Consider the following 14,834-nt stretch of genomic DNA (forward strand, 5'->3'; position numbering starts at 1 on the left):
ACGTTCCGGTGTCACGTGCCGGGTCGGGTTCCCGTGTCACGTTCCGGTGTCAGGCGCCGGGTCAGACGCTGGCGAGTGCCGTGGCTGCGGGCTGCTGCCGGCCCTGGGCCACCTGGCTCTGGCCGAGGGCGTAGCCGTCGGTTTTCGGCAGGACCTGGCGKCGSAGGTAGTCCTGGTTGCYGGCSGTGACGSWSAGWCCGTCGCCGCCGTAGTGCTCGGTGCASAGGATGCCCTGGAAGCCSACGGACAGCGCGACCTTGAACGCCTCGCGGTAGTTGATGAGGCCGCTTTCCATCGGGGCCGGCATCGCGACGTAGGTGTCACGGGCCACGTCCTCGTCGCGGATGTAGTTCTTCATGTGCCAGTAGTTGGAGTATGGGAGGGTCTTGGCGACCATCTCGCGCCAGTCCTCGATCGGGCGGTGCAGGCGGATGAGGTTGCCGATGTCAGGGTTGAGGCCGACGTTGGCCAGGCCGATGTCCTGGACCAGCTGGACGGAGGAATCCGCGGTGCCAAGGTACGTGTCCTCGTACATTTCGAGCGAGAGCAGTACGCCGACCTCGGCCGCGTGCTGGCCGAGTTCCCGCAGGCGGGTCACGGCCTTGCCCCAGGTTTCCTTGTCCCCCACCGGGTCCTTGTAGCCTTCGACGGTCCAGAACCACATCTGCTTCAGCTGCTCGGCGGTGATGGCCTGGTGCAGTCCAAACGAGACGACCTCGCAGCCAAGCTCGGCCGCAGCATCGATGGTGCGGTGGCTGTAGGCCAGGTTGGCTTCCCAGTTGCCCTCCTCGATCACGCTGCGGCGGATGGCCGAGATGACGGGGATGCCGATGCCCACGTTGTCGGCGGTCCGCTTGAACTCGGCGAGGCGGGCCGAGCTCAGGTCGCCGGGGCGGACCCAGCTGTCCGTGAGGTCTGCGTCGGCAAAGCCGGCTTCCTTGACCTCGGTAAAGACCTCGGCCCAGGCGGAGGCGTCGGCGTCGTTGATGTGGTTACCCTGCGCGTCGGTTCCCGGGAATTGCAGGAGCGCTGCGGTGATGGGCCAGTTTTCGGCTGTGTAAGCCATGGGTTCACTCCTTCGTGGAATCCTGTTTCCTATAGGATTTACTATCGAAAGGGTGTTGTCAAGGTCACATTCACTACATTGGCAACAATCGAAGATCCTATAGGGATTTAATCCGCGTTTGAAAAGGCCCGGAAAAGTGCTTGGCGGTTATTCCGCAGGAGCGTCCGCGATGGCGCGTCCGCGCACTTTTTGCACGTGCTCGGCCATGGCAGCTGCGGCCTTCTCCGGGTCGCCCGAGGACAGCGCATCCAGGACCGCCTGGTGCTCGGCGATCGCCTGCTCCGCGTCCGTGATGCCGACGCCGCCGAACAGACGGAAGCGCTGGACCTGCCCGCCGAGGGCAGCGTAGGCGGCCACCATGAACTGATTGCCGGTCTGCTCCGCGATCAGCCGGTGGAAGCGCTCGTCGGCGTCCAGATAGTCGCGGTACTCCGCAAACGACGGGCCACGTGGTGCTTTCTTGAGGTCGGCGACCGCCATGGCCAGCTCGGCATGGTGCGCCGGCGTCAGGCGGGCGCACGCCAGGCGGGCGTTAACGGGCTCGATGGCCAGCCGCGCCTCCATGAGTTCGGCGAAGTCCTCCTGGGTGAACATCGGCGCAACGCGGTAGCCCTTGAGTGCGACGCGGCGGACCATTCCGGTGTGTTCGAGCCGCGCGAGCGCCTCGCGCACCGGCGTCGGGGAAACGTTGAGCTCCCTGGCGGTTCCATCAATGCTCACTGCGGTCCCGGGTTCGAGCCGCCCGTCCATCAGCGACGCCAGAAGCTCTTCATAGACGTGGTCGGCGAGGACCTGCCKGCTGATGGGACGGCCCGCGGAATGGCCCTCAGGGCGACTCCCGGAGGAAGCTAGTTGCATGTTCAGATCCTATAGGACGCCGGACATGCCCATTCTGTAAGGCAAAGAGTGGGCAGAACGGTGTTCTGCCCACTCTTTGTGGCCAAGGCTGGACATGTCCAGCGGTGGTGGTGCCGGCGCTACTTAGTGACGCAGCGCCCCTCGTACCGCGTTGACTCCGCGCTACCTAGTTCTGGTAGGCCGGGTAGTCGGTGTAGCCAGCAGGGCCCTCGGTGTAGAACGTGGCCGGATCCGCCTCGTTGACCGGCAGGCCTTCGCGCCAGCGGCGCACCAGGTCCGGGTTGGCGATGGCGGGGCGTCCGACGACGACGGCGTCAGCGTGGCCGTCGGCGACCAGCGCGGTGGCCTCGTCGCGCGTCGTGACAACGCCGAAGCCGGTGTTGATCAGGAACGTGCCGTTGAACCGTGCGCGCAGGTCCTGGACCAGCTCACTGGTGGGGTCCTTGTGCAGGATGCTGAGGTAGGCCAGCTTCAGCGGAGCCAGGGTGTCCACGAGGTGGCCGTAGGTGGCCCGGACGTCCGCCGCGTCGAGTTCCACGGCACCTTGGACATTGTGTTCCGGCGAGATGCGGATGCCGACGCGGTCCGCGCCAATCGCATCCACGACGGCCTGGGCAACCTCGATCACGAAGCGCGCCCGGTTTTCCGGGGAGCCACCGTAGACGTCGTTGCGCTGGTTGGCGGACGGAGCCAGGAATTCGTGCAGCAGGTAACCGTTGGCCGAGTGAAGCTCAACGCCGTCGAATCCTGCCTCTACCGCTCTGCGGGACGCCGTGACGAATTCCTCGACGATGCCCGGCAGTTCCTCGGTGGTGAGGGCGCGCGGGACGGGGAACGGCTGCTTGCCCGCGTAGGTGCGGGTTTCGCCGTCGATCGCAATGGCGCTGGGCGCGACGACTTCGTGGCCACCGGTGGTGTCCACATGCGTGACGCGGCCTGCGTGCATGACCTGGGCGAAGATCCGGCCGCCTTCGGCGTGCACAGCGGAAGTGACGTTGGACCAGCCTTCAAACTGTTGGTCGGTGACGAGCCCGGGCTGGCCCGGGAAGCCCCGGCCGGCCGGGCTCGGGTAGGTGCCCTCGCTGACGATCAGGCCGAGTGAGGCGCGCTGGCGGTAGTGCTCAACTACCAGCGGCCCCGGGATTCCTTCCTGACCGGAGCGGACGCGGGTCAGTGGCGCCATCACGAGTCGGTTGGGCAGTTTCAGGTCGCCGAGGGTCATCGGGGAAAACAGCATGCGCAATTCCTTTCACGGTGAATGGGTTCACTGGCGGCAACTGCGCGGCGTCTGCAACTATTCCATCTGAGACTCGGATCACGATGGGTGGACGATGATCTTTACCGCGGTGTCGTTGTGGTTGATCAGCGTGTCGAACCCTTTGTCCACCAAGTCATCCAGGGCGATTCTGCCGGTGATGAAGGGTTTCAGGTCGACTTTTCCTTCCTGGACGAGCTTGATGGCGGCTTCGTGATCGCCGCAGTAGGCAATGGTGCCGCGCAGGTCAATTTCCTTCAGCACCACTTTCTGCATGTCGACAGTGGCCGGGTGGCCCCAGATGGAGACGTTGACGACGACGCCGGCGGGCTTGACGACGTCGAGCATGGTGTCCAACACCGCGTTCACGCCGGCACATTCAAACGCCGCATTGGCCCCTGCACCGCCGGTCAGTTCCAGCACGCGCGCCTTGACGTCGTCGGTGCTGGGGTCCAGGACATGATCCGCGACGCCGGACGAGGTCGCCTTCTCCTTGCGGGCGGCCGACAGCTCGGTGACGATCGTGGTGATGCCGATGCCCTTGAGGACCGCGGCGGTCAGGAGACCGATGGGTCCGGCACCGCCGACGACGGCGACGTCCCCGGCTGTGAGGCCGCTCCTTCCGACGGCGTGATACGCCACCGCGAGGGGCTCGATGAGGGCGGCCTCGTCCAGGGGGATGTCGCCGACCGGATGGACCCACCGCGTGTCGACAACGATCTTTTCGCTCAGGCCGCCACCGCCGCCCGCCAATCCGATGAAGCCCAACTTGGTGCACAGGTTGTAGTGCCCGCTGCGGCAAGGGCCGCATTCGTTGCAGACGACGTACGGCTCAACGACGACGTTGTCTCCGACGGCCAGGCCGGTGACGCCTTCCCCGAGTTCCTCGATGGTGCCGGAGAATTCGTGTCCCAGGGTGACCGGGGCGGCCTCGTGGGTAAGCCCGTGGGGATGGCCGGGCGGCGGGGTGAAAATGGGTCCTTCGAGAAATTCATGAAGGTCGGTGCCGCAGATACCGCACCAGGCCACGGCGATCTTCACCGTTCCCGGACGCAGCTCGGGCTCCTGGATGTCTTCGATCCGGAGATCCTCGCGGGCATGGAATCGTGCTGCTTTCATGGGGTTTCACCTTCGGATTCCAGGCCGTGGATGCGCCCGGGCAGGCGCATCCACGGAATGTTTTGGATGTTCACAGCGGGGCCGTAACCCCAGTGTGGTGGCCGTGCCGGGGATTGTCACGGCCTTTGCTGGTCAGCCGGCATGGTGCGGGCATGGTCAGCGGGTGTGGTGTGTGGGCTGCAGCTCGAAGACCGGGGTCGGCAGTCCTTCCATCCGCGCCTTCAGCTGCAGCGCCAGATAGTTGGAGTAGTGCCGGCTCTGGTGCAGGTTGCCGCCGTGGATCCAAAGGTTCTCCACGTTTGTGGGCTTCCACATGTTGCGCAGCTCCCCCTCCCACGGCCCCGGATCCTTGGGTGTGTCCGATCCGAACCCCCAGCACTTGCCAACGGCGTCGGCCACCTCGGGCGAAACCAGATCGGCCAGCCAGCCGTTCATCGAGCCGTAACCCGTGGCGTAAATGATGACGTCGGCCTCAAGTTCCGTGCCGTTGGCCATCACCACGGAGTTGCCGGTGATCTTGCTGACCTCGCCGTTGGCCAGCTTGACCCGGCCGCCGATGATCAGCTGCGAGGCACCGACGTCGATGTAGTAGCCGGAACCGCGCCTCAGGTACTTCAGGAACAGGCCGGAGCCGTCGACGCCGAAGTCCAGGTCAAAGCCGGCAGCCTCGAGCTGGGAGTAGAAGTCCGCGTCCCGCCGGGCCATCTCGGCATAGACGGGGATCTGGGCCTCGGGCAGAATCCGGTACGGCAACGAGGCGAAGAGCAGATCGGCCTTCTCCGTCGTGACGCCGTTGGCCAACGCTTTTTCGGAGTACAGATCGCCCAGGGCCAGGTCCATGAGGGATTCGCTGCGGGCAATGTGCGTCGAGGACCGCTGGACCATGGTGACATCGGCCCCGTGCTCCCAGAGGTCGGCGCAGATGTCGTGGGCGGAATTGTTGGAGCCGATCACCACGGCCTTCCGGCCGGTCCAGTCTCCGCCGCCCGGGTGCTTGGACGAGTGGTACTGCTCCCCCAGGAAGGACTCGGCGCCGTCGAACGTGGGGACGCTGGGGTACCCCGAAACCCCCAGGGCGAAGACCAGCTGCTTGGGGCGCAGGGTGACCGGTGCGCCGTCGCGCATCACCTCCACCACCCACTCCTGGGACGTTTCGTCGAAGCGGGCGTTGGTGCACTCGGTCTTGGACCAGTAATTCAGTTCCATGATCCGCGTGTAGTTTTCCAACCAGTCGCCGATCTTGTCCTTGGCCGCGAATACGGGCCAGTCGTCCGGGAACTTTATGTAGGGCAGGTGGTCGTACCAGACCGGATCGTGCAGGTGGAGGGACTTATAGCGGTTGCGCCACGAGTCACCCGCGCGCTCATTCTTCTCGATGATGATGGTGGGCACTCCGAGCCTGCGCAGCCGCGCCGCCAACCCGATCCCGCCTTGGCCGCCGCCGATGATGACCGTGTAGGGCTGCTCTTCGTAGCCGAGGCGCGCCTCCTGTTCTTCCTTCAGTTCCAGCCAGGATTTGCGGCCTTGGGTGATTTCATGGGCGACGCCTTTTGGCCGGTTGGGTCCCTTCTTTTCTTCGAAGCCCTTGAGCTCCTGCATGGTGGTGAGCAGGGTCCAGCATTTGCCGTTCCGGAGGCGCAGATGCGCGTAGCCCCGCGCCTGGGTGGTCTCGAAGTTCACCCAGGCCTCGGTGTTGGCGACGTCCCCGGTGGCGTCTTCGGCGAGGGTCCAGTTGCTGGGCTGCACGTCATCCAGGGTCGCGTCGAGCATGCGCCGGATGTCTTCCTTGCCCTCAAGGGTCTTGAGGTTCCAGGTGAAGGAGACGAAGTCGCGCCAGTACGAATCGTCGTCGAAAAGTTCCAGTGCGGCGTCCGTGTTGTGGCCGCGCAGTGCCTCTTCGAACTGCGCCAACCACGCCCCGACAACGCCATTTGGTGTCTCAGGCATGATTCCTCTTTCCGTTGCTGACAGTGGGCCGCTTCCGTCGCGTGACGCCTAGACCACGCAGTGACCCGCATCACAAGTAAAGATCGCAGGGGGTTACAATCGGGTTACACGGAGCTCTCGAGCTGTCGGCCGGCACACGGCAGCCGACGGCGGCGAGGAACCAGCCGGGCGCGACGATTCGAGGGCGAGTTGGGAGAATGAGGATGCCGCAGGGCCATGGCTCCAGCACGCATCCCTCAGACCTCAGGTTTTCCGCGCCGGCGGAGTACGCCCGAATTCTCCGCGCGGCGCACGAGACCACCATGTCCGGCACCCCGGATTCCCGCCTGTCGCCGGCGCTCATCAAATCCTGGCAGCGCTCCCTCGCCTTGGGCATCAACCCGGACCAGCACCGTCCGCCGCACCGGCATGAAGTCTCCGAGGCGCGCTCCCTCAGCGCCGGCCATCGGCTGGCCGCGGTCATGCCTGCCCTGTCACAGCTGCTGGCCGATGAGACCGCGACCGGGCGCCATTTGCTCATTGTGACTGACCACGACGGAGAAGTGCTGTGGCGCGTTGGCAGCAAACAGGCGCTGCGGCTTGCCGACTCCCTGGAGTTCGTGGAGGGTGCCGACTGGTCCGAGGCAGGGGTGGGCACCAACGCCATCAGCGAAGCCTTGGTAACTGGCGCTCCGGCGCAGCTGTTCTCGGCCGAGCACCTGGTGCGGACCCATCACGACTGGGCCTGCACTGCCTCTCCGATTCGCGACCCCTTGACCGGCGAAATCGTCGGCGTCCTCGATGTCTCCGGCCCGTTCGAGTCGGTCACGCCGGACAGCCTGCGGCTGGTGCGTTGTGGAGTGCGGCTTGCGGAGGAGCTGCTGAAATCGGCCCCTGTTTCCGACTCCGAATTTAGGCGCCGAGGGCAGCCGTTCCGACGTGATGAGCGGACAACGCACGACGGCGGCGCCCGGTCACGGCTCATGCTGCGGCTTTTGGGGGACGCGCCGTCCGCGGCGGTCGACGGCGGTCCCCAGCGCCCGCTGACGCTTCGCCGCGCCGAAATCCTTGCCCTGCTGGCCTCTCGTGACCAGGGCTGGAGTGCAGATGAACTGGCTTGCGAGATCCATGGCGACGCGGGCACAGGCGCAGCGATCCGGACCGAGATGCACCGGATACGCAACATCCTGGGCGGGGTCCTGGAGGCGAACCCCTACCGGTTCTCTTCCACCGTTCATGCGGTGACGGACGCCTCGGCTGTGGCAGCCCACCTTCGGGAGGGCCGGGTTGCCGAGGCATTCGCGGCCTATCCGGCGCAACTCCTCACGCGGTCGACCAACCTGGCGATCGGGTTCATGCGCGACGAGCTCAACGCGGCCGTGGGGGCGTCCATACGCTCCAGCGGTGATGCCGGGCTGATGCTGCAGTGGTGCACGAGCGACATGGGGTCCGCAGATACGGCAACCGCGGCCGCCGCGGCGGCGCTGATCGGACCGGACGATCCCCGTTGCCAGCTGGTGAACGCCCGGATGGCCCGGGTAGACCGCGAGCTGCGAGCCTAGCCACCCAAGCCACGGACTGTGGCGCCCGTGCTTAGCCCGGGCTAAGGGCGGTGGCGGGGCGAACTTGAGGCGGCGGAGGCTTACGGCGGAGGCGGGGCGACGCCGGGGCAGCCTTGGCCTTGAGGGTTCTGCAGGCAGGTATCTGCGTAATTCCTGGTGATCGACCGCCAGACGCTGACGGTCTGTGGCGGCGAGCTGAATTGGCCTTGGCCGGGAATGGGCAGCGCCGGTCCGCCATTCACCGAGTACGTGCCCTGGAAATGCGTCGTCAGCACCACCGCGAAGTCGCCGGTCTGGGTGTAGATGTGGCTGGTCAGGGTCTTCTCACCCCAGCGGTCCTGCGGAAGGGGCGCCCCGGCGGCCGTTTGCGGCCCCAGCGAAGTGCCGTCTCCATAGCTCCACGTGTACTGCACCGGCTTCGCAATGATTGCGACGTCTTGACCCAGCATGTTCACGCTGAATGATTGCTCGGCGGCTTCCGCGTAGAGATTTGTCTCGGCACCCCGGAGCGTGTGCGGACTCGGCTGCGTGACGCTGCTGCCGGCGTTGATGGGAAGCTGTTGAAATTTCGTCTGAATCTGGGCGGCAATCTGGCCCAGGACATCCACGGGCTCCTCGAGGTAGACACAGCGGTCTGGCGAGATGCGGCTCCAATCGTTCGGTCCCGCAACAACTAGCTTCCACCACCATCGAACAGGGCGACCGTTTTGGCCAGCATTACATTCAGCCGTCGCCGCGAGACAAGGAAGATCGAAATTGTTGTTATCTATCAGGCACAGGTAGTCAAACCTGTACTGGAATGGGCTCTCCGGAACAGTCCCGGGCGCATCTACCCAAACTCCGAACGTCGAGTCATAACGCCAGACACCCACGCCCGTTTCGTTCCAAAAAACGTCGGATGCCCCCGCGTTGGCCGAAGGGCCAATGGTTAGGGAAAAAGAAATGACAGCAACGAATACAATCCCGATGCCCCACCGTCTTCGCGCTGAGGGCCGGAAGCGAATCATGCACCGATCCGGTCAATATCCATCGCCGTCCAACGACCGTCAGAGAAGCGGAGAATCATGATATCAGCGAGAACTTGTGAGGCCGGCACGGATTTCTCGACACTTGAGTCCGCTCGATACAGCGTTCCCGCCGATTGCTCCAACTGTGTGGTCACTTGGTAGCTACCCTGGGTTGTCTTGACGAAGTTGGTATAGGCCCCCTTCGCTTGGACCAACCCTCCCGCGATCCATCGTCCTTCGGAATTCCACTCCACAATTCCCGGGCGCACCTTGGCGCATAGCCTGCACGATGAGTCGGTCACCTCATCCATCAGCCGGAATTCCCCCGTCTGATATGCGTAATTCAGTAGCGTATACCAATGCTTTGCGAAGGCTATAGCGCCTTCCTTCGTCTCCGCCTTCGCGGCCTCGGGCAGAACTGGAATCGGGACGTTCTGCGCCTTCCCTGTCGCGTCAGCGGGTTTGTAACTGGCGCTGGGCGTGGGGGCGGCGCTTGGACTGGAGGCGGCGGGGCTTTGAGACTCTGACGGTGGAGTGCCTGTAGGCGGGGTGCCTCCCCCGCTGCACGCGGCGACCATGACCAGGGAGAACGACATCAGGGCGGCGGTGCACACGCGCCGCAGGCCGGAAAGCGAAGTGCGGGATGTCATGGTCAGCTACTCCCCCGATAGAAATCAAGACGCGCGAGTCCAAGCAATGCTTAAGGGTAACCGACGTCACATTTTGCACATTGAAGTTATCCACAGCAGGGTCCCTACCCTCGTCGGAGACCGCGGAATCCGGCAGTCCAGCTTGCGTTGAGTCCTTTAGCCCCTAGCGTCTCCCCTGCCGTCGCCAGAACAATGAACCCATGATGTTCGAACACGAAGACGGCAACCCCATCCTCAAGCTTGACGACGAGCAGTCCTGGAAACTTATCGACAGCACAAAACACGGCAGGCTTGTGGTCACCGTGGCTGGAGAACCCGACATATTCCCGGTGAACTACGCGGCCAGCGGCCGTAAATTGTTCCTCCGCACTGCCCCCGGAAACAAACTGGCGGAACTCACCATCAACTCGAAAGTGCTTTTCGAAACCGACGGAATCCTGTCCGAGGAGGCGTGGTCCGTGGTCCTACGGGGCACTGCGCGCGTCCTCGATCAATCGGCGGATATCGCCGAGGCCGAGGCCCTCGGACTCAAGCCCTGGGTTCCGACGTTGAAGGACTTCTACGTCGAAATTACGCCAACGTCGGTCAGCGGACGCCACTTCCAGTTCGGCGAACACCCCGAGCGGGAGATCTAACGCCCGACGCCGCGTCCCGGCCGCCCCCGCCGCCGGGTCCCGCCGCGCCCGCCCAGTCACCCGCCTAGACTTAAAGCATGGCGGACAAGCTGACCCCTGAGCGGCGCAGCTGGAACATGTCCCGCATCCGCGGCAAGAACACCAAGCCGGAAATGATGGTCCGCAGGCTGCTGCACGCGAAGGGATACCGCTACCGCCTGCACGGCAGCGCGCACGGCGGCAAACTCCCGGGCAACCCCGATCTCGTCTTCGCCGGCCGGCACAAGGTCATCTTCGTCAACGGCTGCTTCTGGCACTTCCACGAGTGCCGGGTAGGACAACACGCACCCCAGGCTAATGCCGAGTTCTGGGAAACCAAGCGCACGCGAACCCGGAACCGCGACGCCGCCCAGCGGCTCCAGCTCGAACACGACGGCTGGGAGGTGCTCACGGTGTGGGAATGCGAGCTGAAGGATTCCACGGCGCTGGAGCTCCGTCTGGACGCTTTCCTTCAGGGCCTTCAGGGCCCGATCCCGGACAAACACGCCTGACTACGTCCGATGACCAGCAGAAATCTGGCGTGTCGCGCGGCCCGCTTCCAGTGCACGCTGAACCGCCTCCGCTAATATTCGACACCGGGGACTATAGGCATTATTCGGACAGTACCGCTGTGTACTGCAAACACGGGAGAGCGCACGATGCCGCACTTGCTGATGTCCAATGACGAGCCCAACGCGGTTGCTGCGCCAGGAGAAGCCACCACTACTCACGCCAGCCCCACGGATTCCAGCCGCAGGGAGTCCGGTCCCACAGTTCTTGAGTTCCGCCGCCTCGGCCACACCACACACCGCGCCATCCGGCCGCGCCCGTTCCGCGGAGCCGACCCGGATCTGGAGCCGCTGCGCCGGCAGGCGATGTCCATCATTAGCGAGGTTCTCGCTGACACCAACCCGGACGAGGCGGACGTGCGGGAGAAACTGCGCTGGCACGTCACCAACAACCCGGGTAAGCCGGAAAAGGCCCTCCTGGACCACATGCTCACGGTCGCCGTCGAACAGGAAGAATCCGCCTAACTGGCTGGGCGGTTAGCCGCCGGTCAACGTGCCGAACGGCTAGCTGGCTGAACGGCCAATACTGGCCTGCCGGAGCACTTCGCCCCACGACTGTTGGGCAAGGTCTGCCACGGAGGCCAGGATTTCCGACGGCGGCAAGGACAGGTCCAGCGGGAACTCGACGATGTCGATGTCGGTATTGAGAATCCGGCGCAGCTTGATCTCCCCTGACCCGGGGTAGACAATCCACGCCGTCGGCACCCGCAGGGAGGTGCAGTAGGCCAGCATCCTGTAGTGGTCGCCTGAGAGCGACGCTCCCGCGTCGGCGGCGGCCTTGTACTTGGCGTCGTACACCATCACCGGCTGGCCGCCGAGGAAGTGGACGGCTCCGGGCTGGACCACAATCCGGTCCGAGTCGCGGACGGCCTCGTTCAGCAAGGCGTTGTAGCGAAGCCGCATTTCTCCAGGGAAGGCGGCCATGGCTTCCCGCAGGGCCGTCCCCACGAAGTCCTCGAACACCTTTGCCATGTCCACCACGAACGACGCCGACTGCTGCTTGCCGTCGCCCGCCTCGGCGGAGGCGTTCCGCAGGATCAGTTCGGAAAGCCGGAGAACCGCGTGGTAGCGGGTGTTCATCCGGCTGGGCCGCCACTGCGGCAGCGGCGCGCCGGACTGAAGGCGCGTCACGACGTCGAGCTTTCCCTTGAGCTGGCGCAGCCGGCTAAGGACTTCCGGCCGCACGCGCGGCACCTGGGACATCCGTTCCAGCGCGGCGCGCAGGATCCGGTTCTCCGCGATGTCCTCGGTGAACTCGTCATAGGAGACTTCCAGCGGCACCAGCATCCCGGGGCGGCGGGAAATCTGGTCCGACATCCGGATCCGGCCCTTGACGGTCCGGAGGGATTCTTCGACCATGAGGTACCCCTGCAGCACGCCGCGGCTGAGCGCCCGGTCCGCTAGCTGTGCCAGGGATTCGGCCAGGGCGCTCCACAGATCGGTATGCTCCACGGCGGCAACCGATTCGTCGCGGAAGCCTTGGTCCCCCGCGTAGCCGAGCAGGAACAGGAGCCGGTTCAGCCCGAGCCGTCCCTTCGGCCGCACCTCCAGCTGCACGGTCGGAGTGCGCACCGACCCCACGGTCCCGACGGGTTCGATCCGGTACAGGCCCATGCCCATCGGCGAGGCCTTCGCCAGGCCACTGGCGTTGACATAGGCGGCCGTGTCCGGATCAAGCCGCTCCACGACGCCGGCGGAGAGTTCGTCGAGGACTATGTGCCGGCACGGCTCGGCGCCGGCGCGTCCGGAGACACCCCGTCCCGATGCAACCTGTCCGGTCGAGCCCCGTCCGGTCGAGCCCCGCCCATCCGAAGAGGGCACGGACAAGCCGCGCCCGGACGCGCCCTGATCCACGGCGACGGCGCTGCCGGCCAACGCCATGGTGTCACCGGTCAGCGGCAGCCTAGGCATGCGCCAGGCGGGCCATCAGGTTTTCCAGTCCGAACCGTTCCTCGAGCTGGGCGCGGTTGAGCTGGCCGTGATAGTGCTCCTCCAGCAGCGGCATGAGCTCGTACTTCCAGATTCTGCGGAGGCCCTTGGGCGTCTGGGCCGACTTCTTCATGAAGTAGGAGGGCCCGATCATGAGGTCCCGGTCCCATTCGTCGATCGCATTGTTCAGGGCGTCAAGCAGCAGGGCCGGCGTCGTGTCCAGGTCGCGGGCCTGGAGGAAGCGCAGCAGCGAGCCCTTGACGGGTTCGGTCTTGGGATGGAGCTCGATGAAAGAGAACCGACGCCGGATGGCCGCGTCCATCATCGCGATGGAGCGGTCCGCGGTGTTCATGGTGCCGATGATGTAGAGGTTGTCCGGCAGGGTGAACGGCTCGTTGGGGCTGTACTGGAGATAGATGCGGTCATCGCGGTATTCGAGCAGGAAGTACAGCTCGCCGAACACCTTGGCGAGGTTCGCCCGGTTCATCTCGTCGATGATCAGGAAGTACGGCTTGTTCTCGTTGCCCGGCTTGGCAGCTTCCTCGGCGAGCCGGCGCAGCGGACCGGCSACGAGCTTGAAGGACACCTGGCCCTCGTCCGTCTTGTCCGGACGGAAGCCTTCGAAGAAGTCCTCATAGGCGTACGAGGGGTGGAACTGGACCAGCTTGACCCGCTCGTCCGTGGTGTCGCCGGCGAGTTCGGCGGCGAGGTGCTTGGCCAGGTATGTCTTGCCCGTTCCCGGCGGACCGTAGAGCACCAGCTGCCGGTTCTCCTCGAGGAGTTCAGCGATTTCCTGCAGCGGATCCAGGTCCATGTGCAGGGACGCGGCGAACTCCGGCGTCAGCGGCCGGAACCCGTCACGGGCCGGCTCGACGGCGGCATCCGGCTCGGCGCCGTCGCCCTCCTCGGCTTCGGCTTCTGCCGGCAGGAGCCCCTCGAGGGCCTGGATCACGCGCGTGATGTCCACGATGTTCCCGGAGGTGGTCAGCTGCCGCTGCACGTGGCGGGGCAGCCCGGTGACGTCGTGTTCCTCATCGAACCAGCGGACCTTGCGGCGGAGCCGGCGGTTGTCCTTTCCGTGCTCCGGCTCGCCAAGGACCACGCCGATCCGGACTTTGCCCGAGCTCTGGAAGAGGACAAGGTCGCCGGGCTTCATCACGGTCAGGAAGGCGAACACGGCCGTCTTGGTGTCCTCGCGCTCCACGTAGCCGAGGTGCTTGTAGTCCTCGTCAACGGCGTTCTGGACCAGCCCGGCGGTAACGCCGGGATCCAGCAGACGGAGGTGTTCGACGTCGAGCGTCACCGCTTCCTCCTCCCGCCACTCCGAAAGCAGCTCGGCGTTCTCGTGGTGGGTGCGCAGGAGCCAGGCCCGGCGGCCGGGATCACCGACCTTCCGCCACTGGCTCACCAGTTGGCGGGAGTACCAGTCGATCCGCTGCCCGGCCTGCTGGTCCAGGTGCAGGCGGATCCGGTGGATGTCCGCCGAAATGTCCTCGTCGCTGTCGCCCTTGGCCCCGCCCACCAGGGACGCGAAGGCGTCGCGGATCTCCTGGCGTTCGACGTCGGCCACAACGGGCTCGAAATAGCTTGGCCAGACCAGGAATTCAATGCTGCGGCGGATGGCCGGCTGGTCGTTCGGGGTGCCGGCGACCAGCTTGTGGAAGGCCAGCGGATCCTTGACCGCGGACTGGACGACGTTGGCCGGCCGCTGTGCGACGTGCTGCACGAAGCGGCAGAGCCACTTCAGGTGGTCCCAGATGGTCCAGTTGAATTCCGCGGTGCGGTCCCGGATGACGCCGTGGTCCGTCATGCCCGCGTAGAGCTCGTCGGGGAGCTCCAGCGGGGGCTCCAGCCAAGACGCCGCCTCGGCCACACGGGCCCGCTTCACCTTCAGCGACTTGACCTCGTGGGCCAACGGCAGGGACTGGAGGAACAGCAGCTCCACGGCCAGCTGCTTCGCCCCGCGGGTGGCATCTTCCAGGTTCTGGCGCAGGTTGGTCATCATCGGCGCCTTGGGGTCCGGGACGCCGCGTTCCAGGCGTTCCAGCAACTCCGCGGCGGCCTGGACGGACCAGGTTTTGGTGCGGCCATCCAGGGCGGAGGCCTTGCCGAGCAACCCCGGGCCCAAGACAAACCACGCCGCGTCTTCAATCTCCTTGGAGATACCGAGGGCACGGTGCAGGGCAGGTTTCTTGGTTGGGGTCATACGTTCAATTTACAGGCTTAAACTGAACGCGCGC

13 protein-coding genes are annotated in these 14,834 nt (G+C 65.3%); 4 read left to right on the forward strand and 9 right to left on the reverse strand.

The genetic code is table 11. The features are described from left to right. Positions 1–61: 61 nt before the first annotated feature. The 5 genes from AC1DEY_RS06380 to AC1DEY_RS06400 form a co-directional block, all read right to left on the reverse strand. Positions 62–1,066, reverse strand: a complete 1,005-nt coding sequence (locus AC1DEY_RS06380; protein WP_476867214.1) for a sugar phosphate isomerase/epimerase family protein — start codon at positions 1,064–1,066, stop codon at positions 62–64. Positions 1,067–1,213: 147 nt separating this feature from the next. Beyond that, positions 1,214–1,924 carry a GntR family transcriptional regulator gene (locus AC1DEY_RS06385; protein ID WP_476867215.1) on the reverse strand — a complete coding sequence of 237 codons (711 nt, stop codon included), beginning with the start codon at positions 1,922–1,924 and terminating at the stop codon, positions 1,214–1,216. Positions 1,925–2,090: 166 nt separating this feature from the next. After that, entirely contained in the window at positions 2,091–3,161 is a 1,071-nt protein-coding gene (locus tag AC1DEY_RS06390; RefSeq protein WP_476867216.1) for an alkene reductase, read from the reverse strand. 78 nt (positions 3,162–3,239) lie between these two features. Beyond that, the gene (locus tag AC1DEY_RS06395) at positions 3,240–4,298 is read right to left on the reverse strand and encodes a 2,3-butanediol dehydrogenase (protein ID WP_476867217.1); all 1,059 of its coding nucleotides are present in this window, start codon (positions 4,296–4,298) and stop codon (positions 3,240–3,242) included. Between the two features lie 156 nt (positions 4,299–4,454). Continuing rightward, positions 4,455–6,245, reverse strand: coding sequence for an NAD(P)/FAD-dependent oxidoreductase (locus AC1DEY_RS06400; protein ID WP_476867218.1), 1,791 nt, complete (start codon positions 6,243–6,245; stop codon positions 4,455–4,457). A gap of 203 nt (positions 6,246–6,448) precedes the next feature. Here AC1DEY_RS06400 and AC1DEY_RS06405 point away from each other — a divergent pair, with 203 nt between their 5' ends. Continuing rightward, positions 6,449–7,786 carry a GAF domain-containing protein gene (locus tag AC1DEY_RS06405; RefSeq protein ID WP_476867219.1) on the forward strand — a complete coding sequence of 446 codons (1,338 nt, stop codon included), beginning with the start codon at positions 6,449–6,451 and terminating at the stop codon, positions 7,784–7,786. An 80-nt stretch (positions 7,787–7,866) separates the two neighbouring features. Here AC1DEY_RS06405 and AC1DEY_RS06410 read toward each other — a convergent pair whose 3' ends face one another. Both AC1DEY_RS06410 and AC1DEY_RS06415 read right to left on the reverse strand, forming a co-directional pair. After that, complete coding sequence (locus AC1DEY_RS06410) at positions 7,867–8,793, reverse strand: hypothetical protein (protein ID WP_476867220.1); 927 nt, start codon at positions 8,791–8,793, stop codon at positions 7,867–7,869. Continuing rightward, positions 8,790–9,443: a DUF6318 family protein gene (locus AC1DEY_RS06415; protein ID WP_476867221.1), complete on the reverse strand. Its 654-nt coding sequence runs from the start codon at positions 9,441–9,443 to the stop codon at positions 8,790–8,792. The genes AC1DEY_RS06410 and AC1DEY_RS06415 overlap by 4 nt, the downstream gene beginning before the upstream one ends. A gap of 200 nt (positions 9,444–9,643) precedes the next feature. On the opposite strand from AC1DEY_RS06415, the gene AC1DEY_RS06420 reads away from it, so the two are divergent. From AC1DEY_RS06420 to AC1DEY_RS06430, 3 genes are all read left to right on the forward strand, one after another. Next, positions 9,644–10,078: a pyridoxamine 5'-phosphate oxidase family protein gene (locus AC1DEY_RS06420; protein WP_476867222.1), complete on the forward strand. Its 435-nt coding sequence runs from the start codon at positions 9,644–9,646 to the stop codon at positions 10,076–10,078. 77 nt (positions 10,079–10,155) lie between these two features. Beyond that, complete coding sequence (locus AC1DEY_RS06425) at positions 10,156–10,608, forward strand: very short patch repair endonuclease (RefSeq protein WP_476867223.1); 453 nt, start codon at positions 10,156–10,158, stop codon at positions 10,606–10,608. A 162-nt stretch (positions 10,609–10,770) separates the two neighbouring features. Continuing rightward, positions 10,771–11,130, forward strand: a complete 360-nt coding sequence (locus AC1DEY_RS06430; protein WP_476867224.1) for a hypothetical protein — start codon at positions 10,771–10,773, stop codon at positions 11,128–11,130. Positions 11,131–11,169: 39 nt separating this feature from the next. Here AC1DEY_RS06430 and AC1DEY_RS06435 read toward each other — a convergent pair whose 3' ends face one another. Continuing rightward, positions 11,170–12,576 carry a 5-methylcytosine restriction system specificity protein McrC gene (locus AC1DEY_RS06435; RefSeq protein ID WP_476867225.1) on the reverse strand — a complete coding sequence of 469 codons (1,407 nt, stop codon included), beginning with the start codon at positions 12,574–12,576 and terminating at the stop codon, positions 11,170–11,172. Beyond that, positions 12,569–14,800, reverse strand: a complete 2,232-nt coding sequence (locus tag AC1DEY_RS06440; protein WP_476867226.1) for an McrB family protein — start codon at positions 14,798–14,800, stop codon at positions 12,569–12,571. The genes AC1DEY_RS06435 and AC1DEY_RS06440 overlap by 8 nt, the downstream gene beginning before the upstream one ends. Positions 14,801–14,834 lie beyond the last annotated feature (34 nt).

It is taken from the genome of Arthrobacter sp. 05T47 (genome assembly GCF_056395825.1).

Bases quoted from the DNA above. Each gene is read 5' to 3' on its own strand.
- AC1DEY_RS06390 (WP_476867216.1), bottom strand. From the start codon at position 3,161: ATGCTGTTTTCCCCGATGACCCTCGGCGACCTGAAACTGCCCAACCGA.
- AC1DEY_RS06395 (WP_476867217.1), bottom strand. From the start codon at position 4,298: ATGAAAGCAGCACGATTCCATGCCCGCGAGGATCTCCGGATCGAAGAC.
- AC1DEY_RS06400 (WP_476867218.1), bottom strand. From the start codon at position 6,245: ATGCCTGAGACACCAAATGGCGTTGTCGGGGCGTGGTTGGCGCAGTTC.
- AC1DEY_RS06405 (WP_476867219.1), top strand. From the start codon at position 6,449: ATGCCGCAGGGCCATGGCTCCAGCACGCATCCCTCAGACCTCAGGTTT.
- AC1DEY_RS06410 (WP_476867220.1), bottom strand. From the start codon at position 8,793: ATGATTCGCTTCCGGCCCTCAGCGCGAAGACGGTGGGGCATCGGGATT.
- AC1DEY_RS06415 (WP_476867221.1), bottom strand. From the start codon at position 9,443: ATGACATCCCGCACTTCGCTTTCCGGCCTGCGGCGCGTGTGCACCGCC.
- AC1DEY_RS06420 (WP_476867222.1), top strand. From the start codon at position 9,644: ATGATGTTCGAACACGAAGACGGCAACCCCATCCTCAAGCTTGACGAC.
- AC1DEY_RS06425 (WP_476867223.1), top strand. From the start codon at position 10,156: ATGGCGGACAAGCTGACCCCTGAGCGGCGCAGCTGGAACATGTCCCGC.
- AC1DEY_RS06430 (WP_476867224.1), top strand. From the start codon at position 10,771: ATGTCCAATGACGAGCCCAACGCGGTTGCTGCGCCAGGAGAAGCCACC.
- AC1DEY_RS06435 (WP_476867225.1), bottom strand. From the start codon at position 12,576: ATGCCTAGGCTGCCGCTGACCGGTGACACCATGGCGTTGGCCGGCAGC.